The sequence below is a fragment of the Bradyrhizobium jicamae genome (genome assembly GCF_018130695.1).
In the GTDB taxonomy this organism is placed as follows: Bacteria; Pseudomonadota; Alphaproteobacteria; order Rhizobiales; family Xanthobacteraceae; genus Bradyrhizobium; species Bradyrhizobium jicamae_B.
Genome location: NZ_JAFCJX010000001.1, coordinates 335,775 through 360,184 on the forward strand (window position 1 = coordinate 335,775; position 24,410 = coordinate 360,184).

Below are 24,410 nucleotides of genomic sequence, written 5' to 3' on the forward strand. Positions count from 1 at the left end.
GGCGCTCCTCTACGGATTGGCCGGGTCCACCTTCTTCCAGGTCTGATCCGGATCGAACACGATCATGCGCTGGGCCAGGAATTCGGTGCGCGAGCCGAGATCCTTCTGGTAGATCGTGCCGGTGTGGTTGACCAGGAAGGTCATGACGCCGGAATTGCCGTATTCGGCCGGCCAGGCGACCAGCGCAAACCCGCCGATCATCTTGCCTTTGACGACGTAATTCAGCGCGCCGCCGGGCGCGTCGGAGCCCTGCGCTTTCAGGATCCGGAAATAGTAGCCGTGGTACGGCGCTGTGCCCTCGTCGCGGACCTTGTAGCCTTCGGCGGCGGCTTGCGCGGCGAGCTCACCGAGCGGGCTCGGATTCTGGTCGTCACGCCAGAACAATCCGTCGGTCTTGCCGGGCCGGCTGACGATGCGCTGCGCGTAGGCGCCCACGCCCTCGCCGCGATCCTTCTCGGCATATTCGTTCTGGGCATCGACATAGGCGAGACAGGTCTGGATCGCTGCAAGCTCGTTGCGCCCAATCCGGCGGTAGAGGATCTCGCGGCGGCCTGCGGCTGAATCGAAACTCCAGCCATCGTGATTGTTGACCAGCGGAATCGGGAACGGGAAATCATCCGTCCCCAGGATCAGGGTCGCTTTCTTGTTGCCATCGGCCTTGATCGAATGCTTCGCATCGTAGGCCGACAGGAAGCGTTGCCGTGTCTCGGCATCGGCAACGCTGTCGCCGGATTCGATGATGTCGGCAGCATCACGGCCCAGCACCTTCAGCATGGCACGGTCCGTGCCGGTTTTGACGGCTGCCGCGAGGGCGGCCGCCGCGTCTTCCGGGTTCGGAAAGCCTTGCTGTGCACTGGCCGGAGACAGCAGCAAGCCAAGCGCTGCGGCTGCCGCAATGCTGACGGTGGCGATGCGATCCAATCGCGAAAACAAGGAACCGGTCATCGTGACACCTCCGATTGGCCAGGGATCAGCGCCCCATTGGCAAGCCAGTCGCGATAGCTGTGCATCTTGAGACCGAGCTTGTCGTAGTAGACCCTGAGATAGCCGTCGGCACCACGCGTCACGGCTTTCGGCATCACCTGCTCGACCTCCTGCGCCATCACGCCGACATAGGCCTTGTTGCTGCCGAGATAGCTGAAGCGGTAGTAGCCGAGGCCATTGGCGAGATGACCGAGCAGCTCGATGTCGTGCTTCAGCGCGATGTCGGATCGCCGGCCGCCGCCACCGCCACCGCGGAATCCGCCGCCTCCGCCGCCACCACGGAAGCCGCCACCGCCGCCACCACGGAATGCGGCGGCGCCGCCGCCGCGGCCAGCGAAGCTCGCAGCCCCGCCACCACGTCCGCCGAGGCTCGCCCGTCCCCGTGCGGACTGCAGGTTCGCCGCCCGGCCGGACGAGACGTTGCCGAGAGCGCCGTCGCGACGACCGCCGCCACCACGCGCGGCATCACGGCTGCCGCCGCTCGGCCTGGCACGATCGCCGCCGCCCTTGGCCCTGTTGCCGGCGCCCGCACGGTCGCCGCCCTTGGCACGATCAGCCGCACCAGCACGATCGCCACCCTTCGCGCGATCTCCGGCGCGGTCGCCTGCACGGTCTCCTGCCCGATCGCCGGGATTGAGCACCTGCTGACCATCGCGGCCGCGATAGTTCATGCGATCGCTGACGCCGGCACGATTGGCGTTGTTGCCGAAGCGCTGCTGCACATTGCTGTTGTTGTAGCGGACGCCCTGGCGATGGAACGAATTATGCTGCCAGTTGATGTTGTTGCTGCGGTGGTTCACATAGACGTTGCGATTGCCCCAGTTGAAGCCGCCGCCCCAATAATTGCCCCAGCGTCCGATCGCCCAGCCGGCACCGAAGGCGAGGCCTGCCGCGATCACGCCGGCGCCGATATAGGAGGGATAGCCGAAGTAATATGGCGGATACTCCGCATAGGGCCACGAACCATAGACCGTCGCGGGATCGTAATAGGGAACGTAGACCGTGTTCGGATCGGTCTGCTCGATGACGATGACCTGCTTGTTCTCCTGGGTCTGGACACTGACCTTCTGCTGCTTGGTCGTCACCAGCTTGTTGTTGGCCTGCGCCTTGGAGCGCAGCCGCTGGATCGCATCCATCACGTCGGCCTGCTGGGCAAGCACGGCGTCGCCGAGATTCTTGGTCCAGTCGATCTTGTCGCTCATCATCGAGAGCACGTCGCCGGTGCTGGTGAGCGCCTTGACGCTGTCGTCCCAGGCCTGCTTGTCGACCTCGGTCTTCAGGGCATCACCCTTGAGGGACTTGCGTTCCTTGAGCCAGCGATCGGCCTGCACGACCTCGAGCGGATAGGTTGAGGCCGCCAGCACGTTGGCGAGCAGCGAGTCCGGGTACAGCGCGATCGGCGCCACCAGCGCTTCCAGCTGTTCGGGCTTGAGGAGCTGATCCGTCGGCTGCGTCGCTGGCGAAGCGGCCGGTTGCGGCTGGCTGGCCTGGGCCGGTGGCTTGTCAGGACTCTGGGCGCCTGCGGCCACCGGCGCCGCCAATAGCACAACCGCAAGCAGGGTCTTGCCCCAACGGAACATTGCAACCTCCATCGACATCGATGGCTTGCAACATCGGGCACGGGACCGACCGCCCTTTGATCAAGATCAAGGAAAGCGACCGTCTGCTTAGCTGCCCGCCGGAGCCGGTTGCTGCGACGCGAGATGGATGCGCCGGTCGTGGATCAGGTTCTCAAGACGGTGCGCGGCCACGTTCACCGCGGTGACGGCGCGCTCGGCCTTCTCGTCGTCAACGGGCTGGCTGCGCTGCACGCGCAGCACCTGGTCGATCTCGCGCTCGATCTCCTCCAGCTCAGCCACGCTTCCGGCGTGCCGGATACGCGGTCCCAGCGCGTAGAGCGCGTCGAGCGCCTCCTGGCGGGCCTTTGTCTCGGGCGAACGAAGGAATTTCCAGGCCGCCGCCAGCACGGAAGCCAGTGCCCCCGCGATCATCGGTGCCAGGAAGATTGCATTGCCCCACTGGTCGAGAAAGCTTTCCCGCGTCCCGTCGTAGAACGCCGCAGCGCCGGGATGCACCGGAATGTAGGCGCCTGCATCGGTATCCGGCGTCGCGATCTGGGACAGCGCCGGCAATTCGGCAAGCAGGTCGCGGCGCGCATTCATGATCGACTGCGCCAGGTCGCCGATCACGTCGTTGCCGAGTTTTTTCTGCGCCACCAGATAGAACTTGGTCCGCAGCGTCGTCAGATCATCGGCCGGAATCGGCGGCGAGCCGCGCAGCGTGCCCTTCGGCACGTCAAAGCTCTCGTATGCGCCTTCCTTCTCGGCAATCGCGCCTGCGGATTCGACGGCGATCATGACGGGGCCGGTCCGTGCAGTGTGCGGGAAGATGCCGCGCAGCAGCGACAGGTACTTTTCCGTCAGCGGCATCACCACGAGAATGGCGCGCACCTCCTTGGTGTCGAGGGCCTTGCGGGCCTCCGCGGGCGCGATCGGCTTGAACGTCACACCCGTCCGCGTCAGGTCGTATTCGTCGGTCAAAACCTTGATCAGCTTCTGATTGGTCTCGGCGCCGATCACGCCAATCGTGGCCCGCTTCAGCTCGGTGACATCGGATATCGCGGCGCCGGGCGGCGCGACTAGCAATACGACCGCATGGGCCAGCACGACAACCGCCTGAGCCTGCGAGAGATCACCGACATCGCCGCGTACGACGGCGAGGTCGACCTTACCCGCCGCGAACGCGGCGGCAGACTCGACCGGCCCCGCCGTCTGAACCATATTGAGACGGACCGGCGCCTTCGATTGCGCGAACTTGCCGGCGACCGCCGAGACCAGCCTGCCCGCCTCGCCGTCCAGCGAACCGACCGCAATCGTCAGGGTCGTCGGCCGCACATACCAGCGATAGGCGAACCAGCTTGCGCCGCCCAGCAAAAGGATGACACCGGCTACCAGGGCAATGCGCAACGATCTCGGCAGCCTGCTCGGGTCCACGGCGTCACCCGATGCGTTCGGCATCAGCCAGCGGACCGCAGGCCGCGTTTGGCCACCACGGAGAGCAGGCGTCGCTAGATCTTGCAGCGATGATAGTTGACCTCCATTCCCTCGATTCCCGGGAACTGGCGGGTGATCGTGTCGTCGTCGACCGCCTTGAGGAAGAATTGCACGCTCGAGACCATGATACCAGAGGCGCAGCCGACGACGATGTTGATGTTCTGGCCATCATCCTTGCGCGACTTGATCACGCAATTCTCGTGCTTGCCCCTCAGGCGATCGGCTTCGGCGATGAAGCCGCCGCCATAGACGCCGGAGAAGTTGGTGAAGGTCAACTGGTTCGCCCGGCCCTTGCGCGCGAACACCTTGTTGCATTGCGCGCTGCTCGTCGCCCATGCGCCGATGAGATCGAATGCGCTGGCGCAGTCCGGCAGGACCAGCACGCCGGCCATCAAAGCCGCGCAATATTTCCCCACTGACATCCAGCCTCTCCTTGGCGGTGAATTCGCCGCTCAATGTCCGCTCAGAACCAGCGTCTTGATCGGCAGCAGCAGCGCCTGGATGCGAAGCAGCAGCGCATGCACCAGCCCCACCGTATCGATCGCATGCAGGACGAAGCCTCGCCACGCGCTGGTCTCCTTGGCCGAGATTTCCTCGTGATTGCTGGTGTAGGCATTGACGATGCAGTTGCTGCCCGCCGTGACGCCGTCGAGACCGCCCTTGTACATTGGCTCCATGAACACAAGGATGGTGCCCGGCCGCGCGATGTTCTGCGGATCGATCAACTGCTCGCCGCCGCGGAATTGCCCGGACGCGATGTAGTCCTGAACGGACGTGATCACCATCGGGATGATCACCCACGGCTTCGAAACACAAGTCGCTTCCCCAACCATTCCTTCCTTCAGGACCTGGGCCTCGATCTGGCCGAAGCCGGCCTGCAGCGACCGTTGTCCTGCCCCTTCCGGAATCAGGACGCCGGCCGGGCGCATCAACGGATTGACGATGTCGCCGGGGCGGAGCAGGAATTGCTCGACCCTGCCGTCCACCCCCGCGCGGATAACGGTCTTGTCGAGATCGACCTGCGCCTGCGCCAGCGCGGCCTCGGCGCTCGCCTTCTCGGCCGGCAGCAGAGTTGAGACCCGCAACGTAGCGGACTTGTTGACAGCATTGGCGGCATCGATGCCGGCCTGGCGCTGATCGACCATCACCTGCAGCTTTTCGATGTCGCGCTGCGGCACGATGCCGGGATTGCGGCGCTGCAGCTCGCTCTTGACCTCTAGCTCATCCTTGGCCTGCTGATAGGCAGCCTTGGCCTCCCCGATTTGCGCCTCAGACTTCGCGACATCGGCCTCGGCCGACACCATGGTGGCGTCGACCTCGGCAACCTTGCGCTTGGCGGTCTCGAGTGCCGCCGCCTGCTTCGAACTGTCAAGCCGGAACAGCACGTCGCCTTTCTTGACCGACGCGCTGAAGCCGACATTGACCTCCGCGACGCGCCCCGATCCTTCCGGCACGATCGGCACCGTGCGGAAGAACAGCGCCGCGCTGGTGGTCGAGGGATGGAAATAGAAGATCGTCGTGATCAGCGCCACCGTCAGCATCAGGCAGCCGGTGATGCCCCAGCGCAGCTCATACCAGACGGAATAGAAGGTGATCTCCTTGCCGAACCGCTTGCCCTGCACGTAGCGCCGATAGAGGTAATCCGGCAAGAGCGTGAACAATGAACACAGCATCAGCTCAAGCATGACTGTGCACCTCGCGCTTGGCGACGTCGACCGTCTTCGGGCTGGGCTCGCTGGCGACGGTCGGCTGTGGCGGTTCGCTATCTCCCTCGGGCCTTGCACCCGCATCCGAAGCACCGGCGATCTTCTCCACCGAGCCTGCGATGCTGCGAAGTGGCGTGCCGAAATCAGGCAGATCGATCAGTGCGAGCAGCAGGCCAGCGACCCAGAACGCATGAATATGGGTGAAAAGCGAAATCAAGCCCAGGATCGCCACGATCTCGAACTGCAGCTTCTCCGATTTATGCGCCATCCGCTCGGGAAGGCTGTGTAGCCGCCAATAAAGAACGCCGACATAGAACACGGTGCCAACCAGAAAGACTCCCATCACCACCATCAACACGTCAGTCCCCTGGGCCGGCGCGAGGTAGAACGGCAGATGGTGCGGGGCAAGCGGATGAAGCTGTTCGGTCAAGCCAAATCTCCCAACCGCAATCAAAAGCGTGCGGCGTCGGACCCGCACACTGGCTGCCATCCTATCGCGCTCGCTTGATCTGGATCAAGGAGGCTTGGTCAGTCCGCCCCTAGCGTTCACTGGCAGGGAGGACGATCGGGTCTGAGGAGCCAGCAGCCATGCGAGACAAAATCGACGAGTTGATCCCGAAGGCGAACGACATCCAGAAGCAGGCCGCGCTCAAGGAAGCCGAGAAAGCCGACGAGCACGTCAAACGCGCCGCGGCCGCCGAGGCGGAGAAGCGCGCCCTGATCGAGCGGCTGAGCAAGCCATCGGGGCTCACCGAAGACGAGAAAGTCAAGCTGGCGGCGACCGTCATTCAGCGTGCGGTGCGCAACGGATTGTCAGAGGTGCAGGTCTACCGCTTCCCCAACTCGCTCTGCACCGACAAGGGGCGTGCCATCAACCAGATGGAGGCCGGCTGGGAAAAGACGCTGACCGGCATCCCGAAGGAGATCTACCAGCTATGGGCCGACTACCTGCAGCCGCGCGGTTATCGGATCCGCTACCAGGTCGTCGATTTTCCCGGCGGCATGCCCGGCGACATCGGCATCGTCATTGCCTGGGCCGACTAGCTCAGGCTCCAACGACGGATAGGCATCCATGGCGAAAGACAAACCCGCCGAAAAGATGAAGCGCAAGGACTATGAGAAGGAGCTACACAAACTGCAGGTCGAGCTCTGCCATCTCCAGGAATGGGTAAGGGAGAAACGCCTCAGGGTGATCGTCCTGTTCGAAGGACGCGACGCCGCCGGCAAGGGCGGCACGATCAAGGCGCTCACCGAGAAGGTCAGCCCGCGCGTGTTTCGCGTGGTCGCCCTGCCCGCCCCGTCCGACCGCGAGAAGTCGCAGCTCTTCATCCAGCGCTATATGCAGCAATTTCCGGCAGCCGGTGAAATCGTGATCTTCGACCGCAGCTGGTACAACCGCGCCGGCGTCGAATATGTGATGGGGTTCTGCTCCGCCGCGGAGCACAAGCGCTTCCTCTCGTTGTGCCCGCAGATGGAGCAATACATCATCGAGGGCGGCATCATCCTGATCAAGCTCTGGCTCGAGGTCGGCATGGAGGAGCAGGAGCGGCGCTTCCGCGCGCGGATCGATGATCCGCTGCGGCAGTGGAAGCTCAGCCCGATGGACACTGAATCCTTTCGGCGCTGGTACGATTACTCCCGCGCCCGCGACCTGATGTTCAAGGCGACGAGCTCGAAGCATGCGCCATGGCGCATCATCCGCTCCGACGACAAGCGGCGTGCGCGGCTGAATTGCATCTCACATCTGCTGAAAACCATCCCCTACGGACGGGTCAAGCGCGACAAGGTCGAGCTGCCCAAGCGCTCCGACAAGGGCCGCTACAACGATCAGGCCGGCCTGCGCGGGATGAAGTTCGTCGAGCAACGTTACTGAAACGATCTTGCAAAAAGGCCGGGCTCGACGCCCGGCCTTTTGCTTGCGTCTTTCCTGCGGCTATTTGAGGCGAATGGTGACACCGCCCACCGCGGCCGACAATTCGGCTCCGACCTTCGGACCGCTGAGCTGCAGGATCACGCCATTGCCGTTCTGCAGCTGCACGCCACCGGCACCCGCGGCGATCGCGCCGCCTGCACCAGCGACACTGTAAGAGCCTTCGATCGAGCCCGGTCCCTTCAGATTGAAAGCGCGCCCGACCAGCTTGGTGGTCGAGGCGCCGATCGTGAAGCCGACGCTCATGCCGGAGACGGTGAACGGATAATGCTTGCCGCGAAGGGTCAGCACGCCCTCGCCACCCCCCACGCCCACGATGAGGCCGCCCTTGGTGAAGATGACGGCGACCGCACCGGTCTCAGCCTGCGACGGGGTGCTGAAACCGGCCAAGCTCACCGCCAGCGCGGCGACAATTCCGAACAGACCTGCCTTCCTCATGACGTCCCTCCAGTGATCGTTTGCGTTCTATTGTGCGAGCAGCATCGCGAAATAGCCGAAGATGGTGAGCAGGATTCCCGAGACGGCGTAGCCGACCGGGAAGCCGATCCAGGGCACCGAGCTCTGGATCTCGACCGCGGCCTCGCGGCACGGGCCGGAGTGCGACCGCGCACCGGCCACGCCGCCCATCAGCACGGCCGGATTGATCTTGAACACGTGGAAGCCGATCGCCCAGACGATGAACGGCGGGATCGTGCAGGCGATGAAGCCGACGATGAAGATCTTCAGCGCAACCGCGCCGGTCAGCTGAGCCAGCAGCCCCGCGCCGGCGTTGACGCCAACGATAGCGACGAACACGACGAGGCCGAGATCTTCCAGCACATTGCGGGCTGCGTTCGGCGTGTTGCCGAAGAACCGCAGCCGCGACACGATCGAGGACACGATCACGCCCGACAGCAACAGGCCGCCGGCATTGCCGAGACCAACCTTGGCGCCGAACGCTGGGAATTCGATCATGCCGATCAGGAAGCCGATGATCATGCCGACTGAGAGGGTCAGCAAATCGGTCGACGTATTGGTCCGCGCGATGCGGCCCCAGAGATCGCCGAGCTCGTTGACCGCAGTCTTCAGGCCGACCACCGAAACGATGTCCATCCGCTCCAGCTGGGTTTTCAGGCCGGCTGGAATCTGGACGCCGCCGCGCTCGACCTTCGTCACCTGCAACTGGCCGGCGATCGCCGTGTCGCGGAAGGACTCGAAGGTTCTCCCCACAACCTCCTTGTTGGTGACCAGAATATCCGCCTGGTCCATGGGAATACCCAGCGCCTTGGCGTCGGAGACCTCCGGGCCGATCAGGCCCATCTTCTCGGTGAGGTGCGCCGTGGAGCCACCGAGCGCGATGACGTCGCCTTTCGCCAATTCGAGGTCGGGATCGGCGCCCAGCGACTGTCCGCCGCGGGAGACGTTCACGATGCGATATTCCGGATTGAACGCCCGGAACTTGGCGATGGTCATGCCGACCTGAGCCTGGTTCTCGAGCCGATACGCGCGCAGACCGAACTGACGATAGCCGGTGAGCCCGCCGCCTTCGAGATCCTTGACGCCGAACTCTTCCTCATACTTCTTCGCCGCCGCCCTGGCATCGACACCCCACCAGCGCGGCAGGTATTTGCAGATCAGGATGATGCCGACGGTGCCCCAGATATAGGTGATCCCGTACGACAGTGCGATCATGCCGGAGGCTTCCTCCGGCTTCATGCCCTCAGGCAATTTCACGACACCCGAAGTGACGGCCTGTTCGGCGGAGCCGATCGCCGCCGACATGGTCTGCGAGCCCGCGAGCATGCCGCCGGCTGCACCTGGCGGCAGGGCGAACATTTTTGCACCGACGACCACGAGCGTCAGACCAAGGACGCTGGAGACGACCGCAAGGACGCAGAACTTGAGACCGTCACCTTTCAGGCTGTTGATGAACGACGGTCCGACGCGCAGGCCGACGCCGTACATGAAGAGATAGTAGAACAGGCTCTTCGCGAAATTGTTCAGCTCGAGCTTCACACCGTATACTGACGCCCAGACCGACAGCCCCGCACCCACGATGATCGCGCCGGCGACCATGCCGAGGCCGTAGCCCTTGATGCTGGCCCGGCCGATATAGACAGCGAGGCCAACGACGAAGAACAGCAGCAGATATGGATACTGCTGCAAGAACTGGAAAAACCCCTGCATGTTCGTCCTCCTATGAGGCGGCCTTCAGCTTCGGCTGCGAGCCCGGCTTGGGCCGGCCGATCCTCGCCAGGGCTTCGGTGCGCACGAGCTTCAGCCCTTGCTTGGCGTCGTAGCCGTGGATCTCCTTCACATCGAGCTTGCGCATGAAGTCGATGGTCTCCTGGGTAATGAGCTGACCCGGCACCATGATCGGGAAGCCCGGCGGATACGGGATCACGAAGTTCGCGGAGACGAGCTCAGGCCCCGCCTTCAGGCGGCGATCGATCTCGGTATCGTTGAGGCGAATGAACTCGCAGCCCGCCGCGTCATAGGCCGCGTAGAAGCCGCTGCGGATGTCGCCCTCGTTGGTCTTGGCGCCGGCATCGCCGCGGAACGCCGGATGGAACTGCGAGAAATTCGGCAAGTCGGGCACATCCTTCATCAGGCTCTTGACCCGCGCCTCGAAGGTCCGCCGCGCGTTGTCGCCGCCTTTCGCGAGCTCCCGGTCGACCTCGCCGGCAATCTCGGCCAGCACGCGAACCAGATGGGCGACGTCACTGCGCGTGTTGTTGATGTTGGACTGGATCAGCACCGAGTTGCGCGAGGTCTTGTTGACCTGGATGTTGTACTCGTTCGCCAGGATGCCCTTGAACTGCGTGCCGTCGTAACCGGCCATGCCGCACACCAGCGTCATGCGGGTCGGATCGAGGCAGAACTCGTCCTCGTCCAGGCTCTTCAGCGTGTTCGCCCAGTTCACGCCGGCAGCCAGATAGTCGGTGAAACCGCTCTGGCGATATTGCGCGGGCACCATCACGTCGGCGCCGAGCACGCGGAAGTATTTCGAGATCAGCGGACTATTGTTGACCGCCTGGCGGATCGCGAAGGCGACTTCCATCGCATTAGCGACGAGGCCATAACCCTCCAGCTCCATCTGCCGCCGCGAGACGTCGAGGCTGGCGATCAGCTGCTGGTTCGGGCTGGTGGATGCGTGCGTGAACACCGCCTCCTTGAACTGCTGCTCGACCGTGTGGAACTCGACATCCTTGACCGCGAGCATGGAGCCCTGCCGGATCGCCGACATCGACTTGTGGGTCGAGTTGGTCTGGTAAACCCGTAGCCGGATCTGGCGCGGATCGGGGATCAGCCGGGTCTTGAGCAGCAGCTCTTCCGACGGGTTCTTGCCGAGCTCAGCCTGCTGCTTCTCATAGGCCGCGACCGATTTGGGATCGTGCATCCAGGCTTCGATCTCGTTCGCCGCCCCCATCGCGGTGCGCCGCCTGAGGAACGGCGAGAAGCGCGCGAAGCCGAACCAGGCCTCGTCCCACAGGAAGATCAAATCGGGCTTGATGGCGAGGCATTCCTCCATCACCCGGCGGGTGTTGTAGATATGACCGTCGAAGGTGCAGTTGGTGAGATCCAGCATCTTGACGCGGTCGAGCCGGCCGTCGGCCTTCGCGCTCAGGAGCGTCTGCTTGATCGTCTTCAGCGGTACGGCGCCATACATCGAATATTCCGTCATCGGGAAGGCTTCGACGTAGAGCGGCTGGGCGCCTGCCAGCACCATGCCGTAGTGATGCGACTTATGGCAGTTGCGATCGACGATCGCGAGATCGCCGGGCGCCAGCAGCGCCTGCACCGCCATCTTGTTCGAGGTCGAGGTGCCGTTGGTCACGAAGAACACGCGGTCCGCGCCGAGCGCGCGCGCCGCTTTTTCCTGCGCCTTCTTGATGTTGCCGGTCGGCTCCAGCATGCTGTCGAGGCCGCCGGTGGTCGCGCTGCTCTCGGCCAGGAACAGGTTCAGGCCGTAGAATTCGCCCATGTCGCGAATCCAGTCCGACTTGAAGATGGACTTGCCGCGCGCGATCGGCAGCGCGTGGAATGTGCCGATCGGACGCTGGGCGTATTTCTTCAGGTTCTCGAAGAACGGCGCGTCGTAGCGATCCTGCACACCTTCGAGGATCGACAGATGCAGCTCCAGCAGCTCCTCGATCGAGTAGAAGATACGGCGAACGACGCTGGCTTCGGGATTCCCCGCCATCTCCTCGACGTCGCGATTGGACATCAGATAGACATCGAGCTCGGGCCGCACCTTCTTGATGATGTGGGCGAGACGGAGCGCCGAGGCATCGGACTCGTCTTTCAGGCCGGCCGCAGCCGTCATGCTGCGGAGCACGGGCGCATCGTGGCGCGAGCGCAGGGCAAAACCTTCGTTGATGACGACGGCCGCGAGGTTTGGATTGACCATCGCCGCGCAGAAGGCGTCTTCAAGGCTGCCGACGATGACCGGCTCGTAGATGAAGCTGTCGGCCGGACGGCGAAGCTTGCGCCATTCGGCGGCCAGCGCCGGCCAGTTGTTGGACGCGAGCCCCGTGACGATCAGCGTCTCGAAGTAGGGCCGGCGCGCCGCATGCGAGCCGAGGGTCGGAGACAGCAGGTCGGTTGCTTCTGCGTCGCCGTCGTCCTTGGCGCTCCAGTCGCCGGCGTGTTGCCGGAACGAGCGCGTGGTCAGGGCCTGCATGATCCGGGTCGCAAGGCCCAACGAACCGGCGGCGTCGCCGGCGGCCGCGGCTTCCTTCAGCGCGGCCATCAGGCGCAAACCTGGATAGCCATGGAACTCCTCGGTGACCGCCAGCGTCGACAGCGCCGCGTCATACGCTGCGCGGTCGCCGCCCCGGCTCCATAGCTTTGCGGCTTCGACGAGGTCGCGCCAATTGTCGGCTCGCGCGCCGGGTCCGTTGAAGAACTGGTCGATGCGCTGCTGGGCCTGCTTCGCGTCCTTGGCCATGGATCTCTCCCGATTTTGGCGTGGCTCGGCGGGATGGTTAGGGCTGTGCCCTCTCCTCCCTTTGATCCAAGTCAAGCTTCGGGGTCGGGTTGAGACGAACTTTGCCGCGATGCGAGCGGTCGCGACGCCCTAACCGTTCGGCTGCGGCGTCCTGTCGCCCAGCACGCTGTCGAGCGTACGCATCCAGTCACCGCTGTCGGTCTTGTCGCCAAGGCCGTCCGCCTGCAGGAGATCGCGGAGCTGCGCATGCGCGCCGACGATGCAGAATGCGATCTGCCGCGATTCGAGTTCCCCGTGCAGATCGTGCAGCATGCGCGATCCCGCCAGATCGATGAAGGGCGATGCCGAGAGGTCACAAGCCACCAGCTTGATTCCGGGAGATGCCCGCAGTGCCGCCAATACGGTTTCGAAGACCGTCTCGGCGTTGACATAAAGCAGAGATGTTTCCGGTCGGAAGGCAATGATCCCAACCAGCGGCTCGACGCCCTCATGCCGCGTGCGGTCCGAATAGCGGCCGGTGCCGGGAAGCCGGCCGAGGAAGGCGATATTGGGCTTGGACGCGCGCAGCAGCAGCAGGGCGATCGAGGCAACGGCCGCCAGCAGCACACCTTGCAGGATCCCCAGGAACAGCACCGAGACCAGCGCGATGATCGCTGCATAGAAATCGATCCGGCTGATCCGCCACATCCGCATCAGCGCCGGGATATCGACCAGCTTATACACGGCGGAAAACACGATCGCCGCGAGCACCGCCTTCGGCAGATTGGTCAGCAGGCCCGTGAAGAACAGCAGGCACAGCGCAAGGGTGACCGAGCAGAACACCAGCGCCAGCGGCGTCCGTGCGCCGGCAGCGTCGTTGACGGCGGATTGCGAAAGCCCCCCAGCGACCGGATAACCGTGACCAAAGGCTGCCGCGAGATTGGCGGCGCCGAGTCCCAAAAACTCCTGCCGGACATCCAGCGGATAGCCGTGCTTTGCCGCAAAGCTCCGTGCGGCGGATACGCCTTCCACATAGGCCAGCACCAGGCATCCGGCAGCGATCGGGAACAGGTCATCGAACTCGAGCAGGCCAAATGTCGGAAGCGAGAGCGCAGGCAATCCGGTCGGGATTTCCCCGGTCACCGCCACACCGAGTTTGGCAAGGCCGAACAGCGAGGCGATCAGGATCGAGAGCGCAACGACCACCAGGCCAACGGGCCTTCCCGGCAATTTCCGCTCGCCGAGCAGGAGCAGCAGCGTTGCCACCAGACCAAGTCCGAGCACCAGCGGCTTGGTATCGCCGAGCTGGCCGGCCAGCTTGATCGCGCGGTCGAAGAAATTGTGACCGCCGCCGGCCACGCCGAACAGGCTCGGCAGCTGGCTCATGATGATGGTGAGCCCAGCGCCTGCCTTGAAGCCCACCAGGATGCTGTCGCTGATCAGCCGGACCAGGACGCTCAGCCTGAACAGCCAGGCGATGAAGCAAAGCAACGCGACGCTGAAGGCAACGAGGCTCGCGATCTGCCCATAGCGGATCGCATCACCGGCGGCCAACACGCCGACGGCGCTGGCGATCATCAGAGAGATCGCCGACGTCGGCCCGACTGCGAGCTGGCGGGATGAGCCAAGCAAAGCGTAGCCGATGCCGCCCAGCAGGTAACCATAGACACCGATCTGCGGCGGCAGACCGGCGAGCCCCGCATAGGCCAGCGACACCGGGATCGCATAAGCGGCCAGCGTGATGCCGGCAATCGCATCGCCGCCGAGCCAGGAGGTGCGATAATCGGCAAGCCAGCTCGCCGGTGGAAACCGGTAGATCCAACTCGTTTGCTGGACTGACATCACATCCGCCGTTGAGAGCTCGGATGTCCTTGCGCCAGCCACACTGAAACGGCTTGATTCAGATCAAGCCTCGCGCTGCAGCTCGCAGCCCAGCAGGACGATCAGCAACGGGAATTCCCAACGCGAAAGCGGGACTCCCCTTGGCGGCGAAGGCACCGACCGCAGCTCCAATGCCGAACGCGACGCGCGCGATCGGCACCGTCTCATCGTAGCGGATCGGCGGGCTGTCGGCGATATCGATCATGCTCATCGGCGAGAGGCCGGGCGCGGCAGGTTCTGCGTTGGGCCATAGGCCGCAGCCGCGCAACTGCCAGGCTTGATCTGGATCAAGCTTGGCGCGCTGCCCGCGAGATGAAATCAGCAACGCTTGCTGAGCCGGGGAAAGGCGACCATGGACACCGTCCGGTGGATCGTCTCCACAGCGCCGGAGATTTTCCGCACATTCGTCGGCTGATCACTGGAGGCGCGTGACATGCAGCGCTTACGAATTCTTGCAGCCGCGGCACTTCTGCTCCTTGCACAGGCCGCCTTCGTCCGCGCGGACGATCAAGGCACGTCCCGACGCCTCCAGGAAGAGATCTGGGTGCTGCCGCTCCCGCTTCCGATGTTCGCCTATCTGGTCCGTCCGATTGGCGACGGCCCCTTCCCGCTTGTGATCATGAACCACGGCGTGTCGCTGAACGCCAGGGATCGCAGCTTCTTCCCGCTGGTGGAATTCCGCGATGCCGCGATGTGGTTCGCGCAGCGCGGCTATCTCGTGGTGGCGCCGGTCGGCACCGGTTATGGGGCTGCGGCCATCGATATCCCCGAGCGCGGCATCTACGGCCCGTTCTTCTCCAAGGTCGGCAAATGCACCAATCCAAATTTCCTCGATCCCGGCCTCGCCGTGGCGCAAGTCGATCTCTGGATCATCGACTACATGGCCGCTGAAAAACGCATCGTGCCGAAGGACGTCATCGTCGTCGGGCAGTCAGCCGGCGGCTGGGCCTCGATCGCGCTGTCGAGCCTCAATCCGCCGCAAGTCAAGGCCATCATCACCTTCGCAGCCGGCCGCGGCGGCCGCGTCGACGGCAAGCCCAACAACAATTGCGGCCCCGACAAGCTGGTCGAGGCGACCGGGGTGTTCGGACAAACATCACGGGTGCCGATGCTGTGGCTCTACATCGAGAACGATACGTTCTTCGGCCCGGACCTCTCGAAGCGCATGCACGAGGCCTTCACACGCGCCGGCGGCCGCGCCGAATATCATCTGCTGCCGCCATGGCGCGACGAAGGGCATTATTTCGTCGGCTCGCCCGATTCCATTCCGACATGGTCGCCTTTGGTCGAGCGATTCCTGGACAACATCCGCTAGACTCAGGAGAGCCAACATGACCCGATATGGCACCTGTGCGATCCTGCTGCTATTTGCATGCGGCGTTGCTTCCGCGCGAAGCCAGCAGGCACCGCCGCCGGCAAAGGACGGCGCCGAGGTCGCCCCGCGCGGGCAACACCCGGCGCGGGACATCAAATATGGCGATTGGCGAAAGCTCTGCTTCCACGCCGCCGGTGCCAAGATCCTGTGCCGGACGACGATCACGGGACGTTTCAACACAGGGCAGACCGCCATTCGCGTCGATCTGATCGAACGTGAGGACGGCAATGCGCGGCTACAACTGTTCCTGCCGGTGGGGATGTATCTGCAGGCCGGCGTCAAGCTGTCGGTTGATCAGAACGAAGCCGTTCGTCTTCCCTACACCTGGTGCCTGACCAACATGTGCATTGCCGCCGACGTCGCCGATCCAAAACTGCTTCAGGACATGGACGGCGGAAAGACACTGTCGGTGGCCGTCGTCGATACCAATATCCTGACGGTGACGACGTCGATGTCGCTCGACCACTTTGCGTCGGTGCGCAAGGGAACTGCGGCACAGACATTCGATCAAGCCATCGATGAATAAGCACGGGCTGCCGCGGCTATGAGACGCGAGCCACGACCTGCTCAATGGGCTCCATCAGCGAATTCGCCGTGAATGGTTTGGTCAGATAGGCCACGCATCCCGATGCCATGGCCGCCATGCGCGTCGTCGGATTGTCGTTTCCGGTGATGTAGATGACGGGCACATCGACCCCTTGGTCCGCCAGACGATGCCGCAGCTCGATTCCAGAACCGTCGCTGAGGTTGATGTCGAGAACCAGGCACAGCGCGCCCTCGAAACCGCCATGCCTCAGCAAGGCTCCGCCCGTCTCGAACAATCTGGATGCGAAACCGTATTCGCGGAGCAGCCGTCCGATGCCGCGCAGCATCGAGGGATTATCATCCACGACGAAGATCGATTTCGCGGTCGACAAGGTATCGAGGCTCCTATCTGCCGGTGGGAGCAAGATCTCAGCCGCCAGCCGCAACGTTCGATGTCACGCGGCCGATGATTCCAGATATGCCCCGTCAAGAAGCTTTCATATTGTCCCATGGGACAGGACGGCCATGGCCGGCCGTCAGCCCTGCTCCTTGTCGTCGGCCTCGCGCGTGCCGAGCCGCTCTGCGATCGAAACCAGCTCCGCAAGCGACTGCACCTGCATCTTCTCCATCACCTGATGACGATGCGCCTTGACCGTCCGCTCGGTGGTGCCAAGCTCAAAGGCGATCTGCTTGTTGATCCTGCCGCGCACGATCAGATCGAACACCTGCCGCTCGCGCGGGGTCAATTTGGCCAACAGCGTCCGGAGCGCATCGAGCCGGGTGCGCTGGCTGCGCGCCACATCGTGACGCGCAATGCCGCGATTGATGGCCTCGATCAATTGTTCCGACGCGATCGGCTTGGTCAGAAAATCCTCGGCGCCCGCCTTGATCGCCTGCACGGTGGTCGCAGTGTCGGCGTGCCCCGTCAAGAAAACGATCGGAAGCGTCGACCCCAACTCGTTAAGTCGCCGCTGCAACTCCGGACCGCTCATGCCGGGAATGCGCACATCGAGCAAGATGCAGCCGGGGGCTTCATTGTCCGGCAGCCGATCGAGCAGTTCCAGCGCCGATGCGTAGGTCGCGACGCAATAGCCCGCCAGCCTGAGGCGGCGCTCAAGAGCCGTACGAAACGATGCGTCGTCATCGACGATGTGAACGAAGCCGGGCACTTTTCTCTCCTACGCGACCGGCGGCAAGGAAAGACGATTCACGGCTTAACCTCAGGACCAGCTATCGATGAATTTTCTTGGGCGCAGCCGCGGCGGCGTTGCCGGCTAGCTGCGGCCAGCGCTTGTCCGAAAATTGTCTTCGGAGGAAAGCCGCTGTCCCATCATCGGTCGCCGGTCGACAGCGTCAATGGAGCCGATCGACCGACGTAACCACTTGCTAAAATGAACCTTAAGAAAGCTGCCGGGAAGTCCTGCATTCGTATTAATCCCAAGCGTTCCGTCCGACGAAACATCTCACGCCGCGAGCGGTAACGAGAGGTGGAATACGGCTCCGCCACCAGACTGGTTCTCCGCCCAGATCTGACCGCTGTGCGCCAGAACGATGGTCCGCGCGATCGACAGGCCGATTCCCATTCCCTGCTCCTTTGTCGTGAAGAACGGATCGAAAATATCGTTGAGCTTGTCTTGCGGTATCCCGGGACCGGAGTCGGAGATCGAAATCACGGCCGAAGCATCGCCATCGACTTCGGTGCGACCGATGATGGTGCGTCCGTACGGCATCTTGGCCATCGCATCCATGCTGTTGACGATCAGGTTGAGAATGACCTGCTGCAGCTGGACCGGATCGCCCTTGACGCGCAGCGCCTGCGGCGAGGTCTGCAGATAGAAGGCGACGTTGCGCGCCGAAGCCTGCAGCGCAAGGAAGTCGAACGCCTCGCGCATGGTCAGGTTGAGATCAATCTCCTTTGTCTCAAATGGTGCACGCTTCAGCAGGCTGCGCATCCGGCGGATAACCTCACTGGCGCGCAGATCGTCACGCTTGATGTCGGAGATGATTTCCCTCACCTCGGCGAGGTCGGGCTTCACGCCGCCAAGGATCAACTCGGCCGTTTCGGCATTGGTCAGGATCGAGCCAAGCGGCTGGTTGAGCTCATGCGCGATCGAGGACGAGAGCTCGCCGGCCGTCGCCTGCCGGTTGATATGGGCGAGTTGCGAGAGGCGATTGCGGGCCTCGATCTCGGCTTTGCGCCGCAAGTGCCGTTCATGCAGCAGAAAGGCGATCAGCACGGCTTGGACCAGCAGCGCTGCGGCGAGCATAACCGCGCGCCAGCGATATTTTTCGAGGACGGTCGGCTCGCGAAGCTCGATCCTGCTACCGGCAGGCAGGCTGGCTTCGCTGACGTTCCAATGCTGCATCTGGTGCCAATTGAAGACCGGCTTCACCGCGTCGATAACCGATGGCGGAAGTCTCTCCGGTATCTCGCCGTCCAGGATACGAAGAGCTCTCCTCGCCACATCCGTGCCGATGGTTGTCGGGACAAGCACGAAGCCGCCGATACCGCCCGGCTCGATGAAGGTCTCCGAGGCAACGATGATCGGCCGATTGGCTTTTGCGGCAACGAGCCGCAGCGTTTCGGCGGGAGGCTGGTAACTGCCCGTACGACCGGAATAGAGCCCGGAATAGACGATCGCACTGTTCTCGGGGAGTGTTGACACCCGTTCGAGCACTTCCTCCATGGGGAGACCGATGATCTCGATCACGCGGACGTCGGTGGCGCCGGCCTCGACCTCTTCCTTCCAATTGTGGAAGACGAGCTGACGTTTCCAGTCTTCGGCGACCAGGGCGATCGTCGTCAGATTCGGGACGACGGCGCGCGCCGCCTTGACGGCATCGGCGAATTTGGTGGCCACGATACCGCCGGTCACGAAGGACGGCGGGCGCAGTCGGGCGAATTCCGTTTCCTCGACCAGGGCGAAGACGACCGGCGCTTGCGGCCACAGGCTTGGTCGCCACCGCAGCACGAGTTCCAGCGCCGCAGTCCCCACTGCGACGACCACGCCGATCGGCCGATCGCGGTATTTCGTCTCGAGAAACTGCCGCAGGCTGTCCTCGTAGGCCTCGCCGCCGAAGCGGGTGAGATCGAGGCTCTCCGAATAGACCGTCGTCGGAGCGTGCGCGTGGGCGCCAACCTCGGCCCTGAGCGCCGCGAAGATCTGATAGTAGAACGGCCCGCGCCGATCGGACTGGTCGAGCACCAGCATGGAATGCGGCCGCATCTCTTGCGCCCGGAGGCCAACCGGCGGGAGCAGCGCAACCAGGAGGATGATCAGTCCAGAGAGCCGAATTGCCTTGCCCATAGCGTTCGGAGCCGGAGACCAACGGATGCGGAAGCCTACCACCTGGCCATAACCGTGAAAACTGAAAGCAACTTGAGAGGGCGCGCGCCAATTACGAACAAATTGTCGCGTTCTGCGCACCCTGTCCTTTAGGACAATGACCTCAAGATCAATAGAGATTGCACCTGCAGCCATCGTAGACCACAGCGCGCGGAAACAGAATTTCGACCCATTGCCGACGCCGACGGTCCAGTACAAGCAGGGAGTTGGTCCATGTTTGCTCACGGCAACGCACGACCGGCCAATGTGCCCAGCATTCTTGGCGGATTGACCGCCACCCCCTCCAGCTTCGCCATCAGCGAATTCCACTACCGAAGAGGTACCGAGATCTACGGCGAGAAGGAGCCAGCAGAGTACGTCTACCAGATCGTCTCCGGGGCGGTCCGCAGCTACAAGCTTCTGTCCGACGGCCGCCGTCAGATCGGTGCCTTCCATCTGGTCGGCGACATCTTCGGTCTGGAGAATGCAGAAACGCACCGCTTTACCGCCGAAGCGATCGTCGATACGACGGTCCGGCTGACCAAACGGATGAGCCTGGAGCGCGTGGCGCATGCCGACTCCGCCCTCGCCCACAATCTGCTGGTCATGACCACCAGCAATTTGCAGCATGCCGAAGACCACATGCTGCTGCTCGGCCGCAAGACGGCGCTGGAACGGGTCGCCGCCTTCCTGCTCGAAATGGATCGCCGGCTCACCGGCGTCGGCGTCGTTGCGCTACCGATGTGCCGGCGCGACATCGCCGACTATCTTGGCCTCACGCTCGAGACCGTCTCGCGCGCGCTCTCCAAGCTGCACGCCTATGGCGCGCTCAACTTCCTCGGTTCGAACCAGCGCGAGATCATGCTGGTCGATCGCGATCAGCTGGCCGCATTGGACACCTGAGGTTCAGGAAGGTTTCGGCAAGCCTGTCTGACGCTCGATGGTCTTTTGCAGCACCTCGAACAGGACCGCGGTCGACCAGCCGAACATCAGGATACCGTTCATGGCGGCCATCGGACCGGTGAGCGACCACGCTTTGACCGGCGTGACATCGCCATAGCCGAGCGTGGTGTAGTTCACGAAAGCAAAATAGAGCAGATCGCTGCCGGGCGGCGCCGCGCCGAGCACCCAATAGGCCAGCGACCACACCACGATTTCCAGCATGTGGGCCAGCATCAGCACCAGCGCGGTCGCAACCATCACGCCACTGAGCTGCAGGCCGGGCCGTCCGGCCGTGCCGAGTGCGATCCCCCGCACCAGTCCGATCACCGCGACGGTCCACAATGAGTGGATCGCGATATTGATCGCACTCACAGACGATCCCACCAGGAGCTGAAGCAACATCATCGCTCCTTCGCCAGCGGGGCGCGGTCGTCGCGGATCCAGGCGGTCGTCAGTTCCCATGCGACCGCCAGAATGATCGGGCCGATGAACAGGCCGACGATGCCATGCGCCAGCGTGCCGCCGATCACGCCGACGAAAATGACGAGCGTGGGCGTTGTCAGGCCACGCCCCATCACCAGCGGCTTCAGCACATTGTCCATCACGCCGACGATCAGGAAGAACAGCGTCAGCAACAACGCGGTGGTAAAATCCTTGGCCGACCAGATCCAGATCATGACGGGCAGCAGCACGATCGCGGCGCCGATCTGCACGATCGCCAGCAGCATCACGGCGAAGGCCAGCAGCCCGGCGCTCGGAATCCCCGCCAGCTTGAAGCCGATGCCCGCCAGCAGGGATTGCAGCACGGCCACCCCGATGACGCCCTGGGAGACTGCACGAATGGTCGCACCCGCCAAATCAAGGAAGTGCTCGCTCTGCTCCGGCACGATGCGGGACAGGAAGCCGCGGCATGCCGCGGCCAGCTGCGAGCCGTAGGGAAACAGCACGCCAGCCAGCGCGACCGCCATGAGAAATTTCAGCATCCCGACACCGGCGTTGCCTGCGAAGGTGAACAGGATGCCGGCCAGCGGCTTCAGATGCGGCACCACTTCGCGCAGCACCGCGCGCAGATTGGTCGACGCACGGTCCCAGAACTCATAGAGCGGCGCGCCGATCAGCGGCCAGTCCTTGATCCCCTCCGGCGGCGACGGCACGGCGACATGGCCGTCACTTAATTGATCCGCGATACCCCTGACGCCCTCGATGGCGCCAATGCCGAGCCAGGCCGCGGGGCCAATGACGATTGCCAGCGCGACGCATGTCAGGATGATGGCTGCGAGGCCGGAGCGGCCACCTAGCGCGCCGGTCAACCAGGTGAAGACAGGATAGAGCGCGACCGCGAGCACGACGCTCCAGGCCAGGATCGGCACGAAGGGGCGGACCAGCACGAACGACCAGTAGATCAGCAGCGCCAGCAGTCCGAGACGAATGGCGAGCTGGATGAAGTCGTCTCCGGCCACGATTTGGCGAAGGGTTTTCAAGTGCGCGCTTCCCCTTGAGCATCAGCAGGCACGTGCTCAAGCGGTGCCATCGCGGCACCATGCGCTGCTTGATTCAGATCAAGCGGCCCTCGTCGCAAACGACACGACCCCGGTTCGGGGGTAAAGAACCGAGGTCGCGCCGCATCTCGTCCAGGTGCGATCACGGCCAGGATCGATGCGCGATCGCAGCTCCCTTTAGGCGTGCACGGTCGGCCGCGGCAATTGTCCCAAGGTGCAGGTTCGTCCGCCCTTCCCGCGGGACGCGGTCGCCTTGATTCAAATCAAGGCCCGCCCGTTGGCCGCTGACACGCTTGCCGCGTTACGATGTTGAATTTGGTCGTGATCAGCAGCCGCTGTTTCGATCAGGACCGTTTGTGTCACCCGAGGGCGGAGGATGTCATGAAAATCACCAAAGCATTGCTGGCCGCGACCCTGTTTGCTGCCACGATCGGCGTAGGCGCGAGCCACGCAGCCCCCTTGCCGACCGATGTCGCCGCCATGAAAGCCATGGTCGACAACGACGCCGTGCAGCAGGTCCGCTGGGGCTATCGTGGTGGCTGGGGCGGCTATCGCGGTGGCTGGGGCTATCGTGGCGGCTGGGGCTATCGTGGCTGGGGCCTGGGCGCGGCCACGGCCGGCGCGATCGTGGGCGGTGCCATCGCGAGCTCAGCCTACTATGGCGGCTACGGCTATCCCTATTACGGCGGCGGCTATGGATATGGTGGCGGATACGGTTACGCATCCGACTATTATTGCCCGCCTGCCTATGGCGGCTACGGCTATTACGCTCGGCCGCGCTATTACGGCTGGTAGATCGACCGACGAGGTGCGCGCTAGCGGCGTTCGATGATCTCACCGAAGGCCGAGCAGCGATCGCCGATATCCGCTGTCGCGGGCTTCGTTCCTGCACACGAAGCTGCCGTTGAAGCCGCGGGCGTATCGCTGCTGTCCCTTCAGATAGTAGCGCCCACGCTGGAAATCGAGCCAGACCACGGTGTCACCGGGACAGTGCCGTTGGGCCTGGACCTCATCGCGGAACGGCGTCAGCGGCAAGGCCGGCGCCGGCTGCGTGCTCACGAAAAGGATCGCTACCGAGACGATGCCAAACCGAACCGCGGGATAGCCTCGACGCCCAACGGCGCCGATCTCGGCGCACTGAATTCTGGATAACAGGAACCGGCTCAGAGCCACATCAATCCGAAGGCGAACGCCGCGCTCGACAGCAGCCCTGCCATCATGACGATCGTTCGAAAGGCGATATCGCCGTCGATCATGTCGAGCAAAGGACGCAACCAGTTGCGCGAGACGGGCGATCGACCCGCTCCTTGTGCTCCGCGAAATTCGTCGCTGCCATACCCCATGATGCGATTGTAGGTCACCACGGGATCGCCTTGACCAGTGCAGTTTGTGCCAGAAGTCTCACGATCATGCGCGGCACGGCGCCTGACCCAAATGGGCCACGCGGCAATTCATCCGCGCCAGCAACAGTGCCGCTGACGGCGTTGTCAGCCGCGGAGGTCATGTGACGACTCAGCTGCCTTTGGCAGTGTTACCACCGGGAGCGACATTTTCCTCCTTCGAGACGGCGACACCGCATGCAGCGGTGTTGGCCGAGTGGGCCATGCGATCGAAGGGATTGCGTATCGCAACCTTGAGGGCGGCCAGCTCCTCCTTGCCGAGATAGGCGATCTTTCCCGGCGGGGTCGTCACCATCTTGCCGATCGCAGACGTGGGAATGCCGAGCTTGGCCGACAGTCTCGCGAGCCTGATCGTGTCGCGCAGCGTCCCGCTGTCCTCGTTGCCCTGCATGTTGCCGACCGAGTGGACACCGATCTTGGCATCGGGCGCGGCGTAGCGCTTCCGGCTCGCCAGGAAGATGAAGGCACAGGCCGAGTCGCATTCGCCGGACACATAAGTCGCCATCTGCCGCCGCTGCGCCAGCATGGCGATGCGGAGACCTTCATGGAGAGAGCCGCCGCCCGAATTGAGATCGAGGCCGATAATGCGGCGCTCGCTGCCGACGCGTGCGCGAAACTTCACAAAGTCGCCGTCTGCGATGTCGCCGCTGAGCTTCAAGACGTCTCCGCGGCAGCCAATGATCCGCGAGAACTCCATCGCGAGACAGCTTGTCGACATCAACATGAGCGTGATCGCCACGCCGCACCCGGTCGGGTGCCTCGTCCGAGCCGTGCGAAGCCCACGCGGCATGAGAGCTCCTCGAACTTGGCGTTGGATCATGATGGTTGATCAGCCGTACGGCAGGCGCCGCGCCCTCGCTTGACATAGGTCAAGCCAGCA

General features: G+C 63.6%; 25 protein-coding genes. 6 read left to right on the plus strand and 19 right to left on the minus strand.

Annotated elements, in window-relative coordinates; all coding sequences use genetic code 11:
• Nucleotides 1–9: 9 nt before the first annotated feature.
• The 6 genes from JQ604_RS01475 to JQ604_RS01500 form a co-directional block, all read right to left on the minus strand.
• The gene (locus JQ604_RS01475) at nucleotides 10–945 is read right to left on the minus strand and encodes a DUF2950 domain-containing protein (protein WP_212352268.1); all 936 of its coding nucleotides are present in this window, start codon (nucleotides 943–945) and stop codon (nucleotides 10–12) included.
• Nucleotides 942–2,564, minus strand: a complete 1,623-nt coding sequence (locus JQ604_RS01480) for a DUF3300 domain-containing protein (RefSeq protein WP_212352270.1) — start codon at nucleotides 2,562–2,564, stop codon at nucleotides 942–944. Before JQ604_RS01480 ends, JQ604_RS01475 begins: the two co-directional genes overlap by 4 nt.
• Nucleotides 2,565–2,651: 87 nt before the next feature.
• On the minus strand, nucleotides 2,652–4,001 hold the full coding sequence (locus tag JQ604_RS01485; RefSeq protein ID WP_212352272.1) for a TAXI family TRAP transporter solute-binding subunit: 1,350 nt from the start codon (nucleotides 3,999–4,001) through the stop codon (nucleotides 2,652–2,654).
• 50 nt (nucleotides 4,002–4,051) lie between these two features.
• The gene (locus JQ604_RS01490) at nucleotides 4,052–4,459 is read right to left on the minus strand and encodes a hypothetical protein (RefSeq protein ID WP_249157907.1); all 408 of its coding nucleotides are present in this window, start codon (nucleotides 4,457–4,459) and stop codon (nucleotides 4,052–4,054) included.
• Nucleotides 4,460–4,489: 30 nt separating this feature from the next.
• Nucleotides 4,490–5,722, minus strand: a complete 1,233-nt coding sequence (locus JQ604_RS01495; RefSeq protein WP_212352274.1) for an HlyD family secretion protein — start codon at nucleotides 5,720–5,722, stop codon at nucleotides 4,490–4,492.
• Nucleotides 5,715–6,173 (minus strand): hypothetical protein, encoded by a 459-nt coding sequence (locus JQ604_RS01500; protein ID WP_212352276.1) that lies wholly within the window; start codon nucleotides 6,171–6,173, stop codon nucleotides 5,715–5,717. The genes JQ604_RS01495 and JQ604_RS01500 overlap by 8 nt, the downstream gene beginning before the upstream one ends.
• Before the next feature lie 158 nt (nucleotides 6,174–6,331).
• Here JQ604_RS01500 and JQ604_RS01505 point away from each other — a divergent pair, with 158 nt between their 5' ends.
• Both JQ604_RS01505 and ppk2 read left to right on the plus strand, forming a co-directional pair.
• On the plus strand, nucleotides 6,332–6,787 hold the full coding sequence (locus JQ604_RS01505) for a hypothetical protein (protein ID WP_212352278.1): 456 nt from the start codon (nucleotides 6,332–6,334) through the stop codon (nucleotides 6,785–6,787).
• Nucleotides 6,788–6,815: 28 nt separating this feature from the next.
• On the plus strand, nucleotides 6,816–7,616 hold the full coding sequence (ppk2, locus tag JQ604_RS01510) for a polyphosphate kinase 2 (protein WP_212352280.1): 801 nt from the start codon (nucleotides 6,816–6,818) through the stop codon (nucleotides 7,614–7,616).
• A gap of 60 nt (nucleotides 7,617–7,676) precedes the next feature.
• Here the strand turns inward: ppk2 and JQ604_RS01515 are convergent, their stop codons facing one another.
• The 5 genes from JQ604_RS01515 to JQ604_RS01535 all read right to left on the minus strand — a co-directional run bounded on the left by JQ604_RS01515 (nucleotide 7,677) and on the right by JQ604_RS01535 (nucleotide 14,674).
• Entirely contained in the window at nucleotides 7,677–8,111 is a 435-nt protein-coding gene (locus JQ604_RS01515) for a hypothetical protein (RefSeq protein ID WP_212352282.1), read from the minus strand.
• A gap of 27 nt (nucleotides 8,112–8,138) precedes the next feature.
• Nucleotides 8,139–9,839, minus strand: a complete 1,701-nt coding sequence (locus JQ604_RS01520) for an aspartate:alanine exchanger family transporter (RefSeq protein ID WP_212352283.1) — start codon at nucleotides 9,837–9,839, stop codon at nucleotides 8,139–8,141.
• 10 nt (nucleotides 9,840–9,849) lie between these two features.
• Complete coding sequence (locus JQ604_RS01525; protein WP_212352285.1) at nucleotides 9,850–12,603, minus strand: decarboxylase; 2,754 nt, start codon at nucleotides 12,601–12,603, stop codon at nucleotides 9,850–9,852.
• A gap of 129 nt (nucleotides 12,604–12,732) precedes the next feature.
• The gene (locus JQ604_RS01530; RefSeq protein WP_212352287.1) at nucleotides 12,733–14,424 is read right to left on the minus strand and encodes a SulP family inorganic anion transporter; all 1,692 of its coding nucleotides are present in this window, start codon (nucleotides 14,422–14,424) and stop codon (nucleotides 12,733–12,735) included.
• Nucleotides 14,425–14,482: 58 nt separating this feature from the next.
• On the minus strand, nucleotides 14,483–14,674 hold the full coding sequence (locus tag JQ604_RS01535) for a hypothetical protein (RefSeq protein ID WP_212352289.1): 192 nt from the start codon (nucleotides 14,672–14,674) through the stop codon (nucleotides 14,483–14,485).
• 222 nt (nucleotides 14,675–14,896) lie between these two features.
• On the opposite strand from JQ604_RS01535, the gene JQ604_RS01540 reads away from it, so the two are divergent.
• Nucleotides 14,897–15,778 (plus strand): alpha/beta hydrolase family protein, encoded by an 882-nt coding sequence (locus JQ604_RS01540; RefSeq protein WP_212352291.1) that lies wholly within the window; start codon nucleotides 14,897–14,899, stop codon nucleotides 15,776–15,778.
• 16 nt (nucleotides 15,779–15,794) lie between these two features.
• Nucleotides 15,795–16,364 (plus strand): invasion associated locus B family protein, encoded by a 570-nt coding sequence (locus JQ604_RS01545; RefSeq protein WP_212352293.1) that lies wholly within the window; start codon nucleotides 15,795–15,797, stop codon nucleotides 16,362–16,364.
• 16 nt (nucleotides 16,365–16,380) lie between these two features.
• Here JQ604_RS01545 and JQ604_RS01550 read toward each other — a convergent pair whose 3' ends face one another.
• From JQ604_RS01550 to JQ604_RS01560, 3 genes are all read right to left on the minus strand, one after another.
• Nucleotides 16,381–16,755, minus strand: a complete 375-nt coding sequence (locus JQ604_RS01550) for a response regulator transcription factor (RefSeq protein WP_212352295.1) — start codon at nucleotides 16,753–16,755, stop codon at nucleotides 16,381–16,383.
• Nucleotides 16,756–16,899: 144 nt separating this feature from the next.
• The gene (locus JQ604_RS01555) at nucleotides 16,900–17,532 is read right to left on the minus strand and encodes a response regulator transcription factor (protein WP_212352297.1); all 633 of its coding nucleotides are present in this window, start codon (nucleotides 17,530–17,532) and stop codon (nucleotides 16,900–16,902) included.
• A 294-nt stretch (nucleotides 17,533–17,826) separates the two neighbouring features.
• Entirely contained in the window at nucleotides 17,827–19,908 is a 2,082-nt protein-coding gene (locus JQ604_RS01560; protein WP_249157908.1) for a sensor histidine kinase, read from the minus strand.
• Nucleotides 19,909–19,923: 15 nt separating this feature from the next.
• Between JQ604_RS01560 and JQ604_RS01565 the strand changes: the two genes are divergently transcribed.
• Nucleotides 19,924–20,592 carry a helix-turn-helix domain-containing protein gene (locus tag JQ604_RS01565; RefSeq protein ID WP_212352299.1) on the plus strand — a complete coding sequence of 223 codons (669 nt, stop codon included), beginning with the start codon at nucleotides 19,924–19,926 and terminating at the stop codon, nucleotides 20,590–20,592.
• Between the two features lie 3 nt (nucleotides 20,593–20,595).
• On the opposite strand, the gene JQ604_RS01570 is transcribed toward JQ604_RS01565, so the two are convergent.
• Both JQ604_RS01570 and JQ604_RS01575 read right to left on the minus strand, forming a co-directional pair.
• The gene (locus JQ604_RS01570; RefSeq protein WP_212352301.1) at nucleotides 20,596–21,033 is read right to left on the minus strand and encodes a potassium channel family protein; all 438 of its coding nucleotides are present in this window, start codon (nucleotides 21,031–21,033) and stop codon (nucleotides 20,596–20,598) included.
• Nucleotides 21,033–22,112: an AI-2E family transporter gene (locus tag JQ604_RS01575; RefSeq protein WP_212352303.1), complete on the minus strand. Its 1,080-nt coding sequence runs from the start codon at nucleotides 22,110–22,112 to the stop codon at nucleotides 21,033–21,035. The genes JQ604_RS01570 and JQ604_RS01575 overlap by 1 nt, the downstream gene beginning before the upstream one ends.
• 399 nt (nucleotides 22,113–22,511) lie before the next feature.
• Here JQ604_RS01575 and JQ604_RS01580 point away from each other — a divergent pair, with 399 nt between their 5' ends.
• On the plus strand, nucleotides 22,512–22,925 hold the full coding sequence (locus JQ604_RS01580; RefSeq protein WP_212352305.1) for a hypothetical protein: 414 nt from the start codon (nucleotides 22,512–22,514) through the stop codon (nucleotides 22,923–22,925).
• A 39-nt stretch (nucleotides 22,926–22,964) separates the two neighbouring features.
• On the opposite strand, the gene JQ604_RS01585 is transcribed toward JQ604_RS01580, so the two are convergent.
• From JQ604_RS01585 to JQ604_RS01595, 3 genes are all read right to left on the minus strand, one after another.
• A complete protein-coding gene (locus JQ604_RS01585; protein ID WP_349631040.1) occupies nucleotides 22,965–23,213 on the minus strand; it encodes a hypothetical protein in 249 nt (82 codons plus the stop codon).
• An 80-nt stretch (nucleotides 23,214–23,293) separates the two neighbouring features.
• Nucleotides 23,294–23,491 carry a hypothetical protein gene (locus JQ604_RS01590; RefSeq protein ID WP_212352307.1) on the minus strand — a complete coding sequence of 66 codons (198 nt, stop codon included), beginning with the start codon at nucleotides 23,489–23,491 and terminating at the stop codon, nucleotides 23,294–23,296.
• Nucleotides 23,492–23,642: 151 nt separating this feature from the next.
• A complete protein-coding gene (locus JQ604_RS01595; protein WP_212352309.1) occupies nucleotides 23,643–24,254 on the minus strand; it encodes an ATP-dependent Clp protease proteolytic subunit in 612 nt (203 codons plus the stop codon).
• Between the last annotated feature and the right edge of the window lie 156 nt (nucleotides 24,255–24,410).

Excerpts from the sequence above, each read along its gene's own strand:
- JQ604_RS01475 (WP_212352268.1), bottom strand. The coding sequence starts at position 945 with ATGACCGGTTCCTTGTTTTCGCGATTGGATCGCATCGCCACCGTCAGC.
- JQ604_RS01480 (WP_212352270.1), bottom strand. The coding sequence starts at position 2,564 with ATGTTCCGTTGGGGCAAGACCCTGCTTGCGGTTGTGCTATTGGCGGCG.
- JQ604_RS01485 (WP_212352272.1), bottom strand. The coding sequence starts at position 4,001 with ATGCCGAACGCATCGGGTGACGCCGTGGACCCGAGCAGGCTGCCGAGA.
- JQ604_RS01490 (WP_249157907.1), bottom strand. The coding sequence starts at position 4,459 with ATGTCAGTGGGGAAATATTGCGCGGCTTTGATGGCCGGCGTGCTGGTC.
- JQ604_RS01495 (WP_212352274.1), bottom strand. The coding sequence starts at position 5,722 with ATGCTTGAGCTGATGCTGTGTTCATTGTTCACGCTCTTGCCGGATTAC.
- JQ604_RS01505 (WP_212352278.1), top strand. The coding sequence starts at position 6,332 with ATGCGAGACAAAATCGACGAGTTGATCCCGAAGGCGAACGACATCCAG.
- ppk2 (WP_212352280.1), top strand. The coding sequence starts at position 6,816 with ATGGCGAAAGACAAACCCGCCGAAAAGATGAAGCGCAAGGACTATGAG.
- JQ604_RS01515 (WP_212352282.1), bottom strand. The coding sequence starts at position 8,111 with ATGAGGAAGGCAGGTCTGTTCGGAATTGTCGCCGCGCTGGCGGTGAGC.
- JQ604_RS01520 (WP_212352283.1), bottom strand. The coding sequence starts at position 9,839 with ATGCAGGGGTTTTTCCAGTTCTTGCAGCAGTATCCATATCTGCTGCTG.
- JQ604_RS01525 (WP_212352285.1), bottom strand. The coding sequence starts at position 12,603 with ATGGCCAAGGACGCGAAGCAGGCCCAGCAGCGCATCGACCAGTTCTTC.
- JQ604_RS01530 (WP_212352287.1), bottom strand. The coding sequence starts at position 14,424 with ATGTCAGTCCAGCAAACGAGTTGGATCTACCGGTTTCCACCGGCGAGC.
- JQ604_RS01535 (WP_212352289.1), bottom strand. The coding sequence starts at position 14,674 with ATGAGCATGATCGATATCGCCGACAGCCCGCCGATCCGCTACGATGAG.
- JQ604_RS01540 (WP_212352291.1), top strand. The coding sequence starts at position 14,897 with ATGCAGCGCTTACGAATTCTTGCAGCCGCGGCACTTCTGCTCCTTGCA.
- JQ604_RS01545 (WP_212352293.1), top strand. The coding sequence starts at position 15,795 with ATGACCCGATATGGCACCTGTGCGATCCTGCTGCTATTTGCATGCGGC.
- JQ604_RS01565 (WP_212352299.1), top strand. The coding sequence starts at position 19,924 with ATGTTTGCTCACGGCAACGCACGACCGGCCAATGTGCCCAGCATTCTT.
- JQ604_RS01570 (WP_212352301.1), bottom strand. The coding sequence starts at position 21,033 with ATGTTGCTTCAGCTCCTGGTGGGATCGTCTGTGAGTGCGATCAATATC.
- JQ604_RS01580 (WP_212352305.1), top strand. The coding sequence starts at position 22,512 with ATGAAAATCACCAAAGCATTGCTGGCCGCGACCCTGTTTGCTGCCACG.
- JQ604_RS01595 (WP_212352309.1), bottom strand. The coding sequence starts at position 24,254 with ATGTTGATGTCGACAAGCTGTCTCGCGATGGAGTTCTCGCGGATCATT.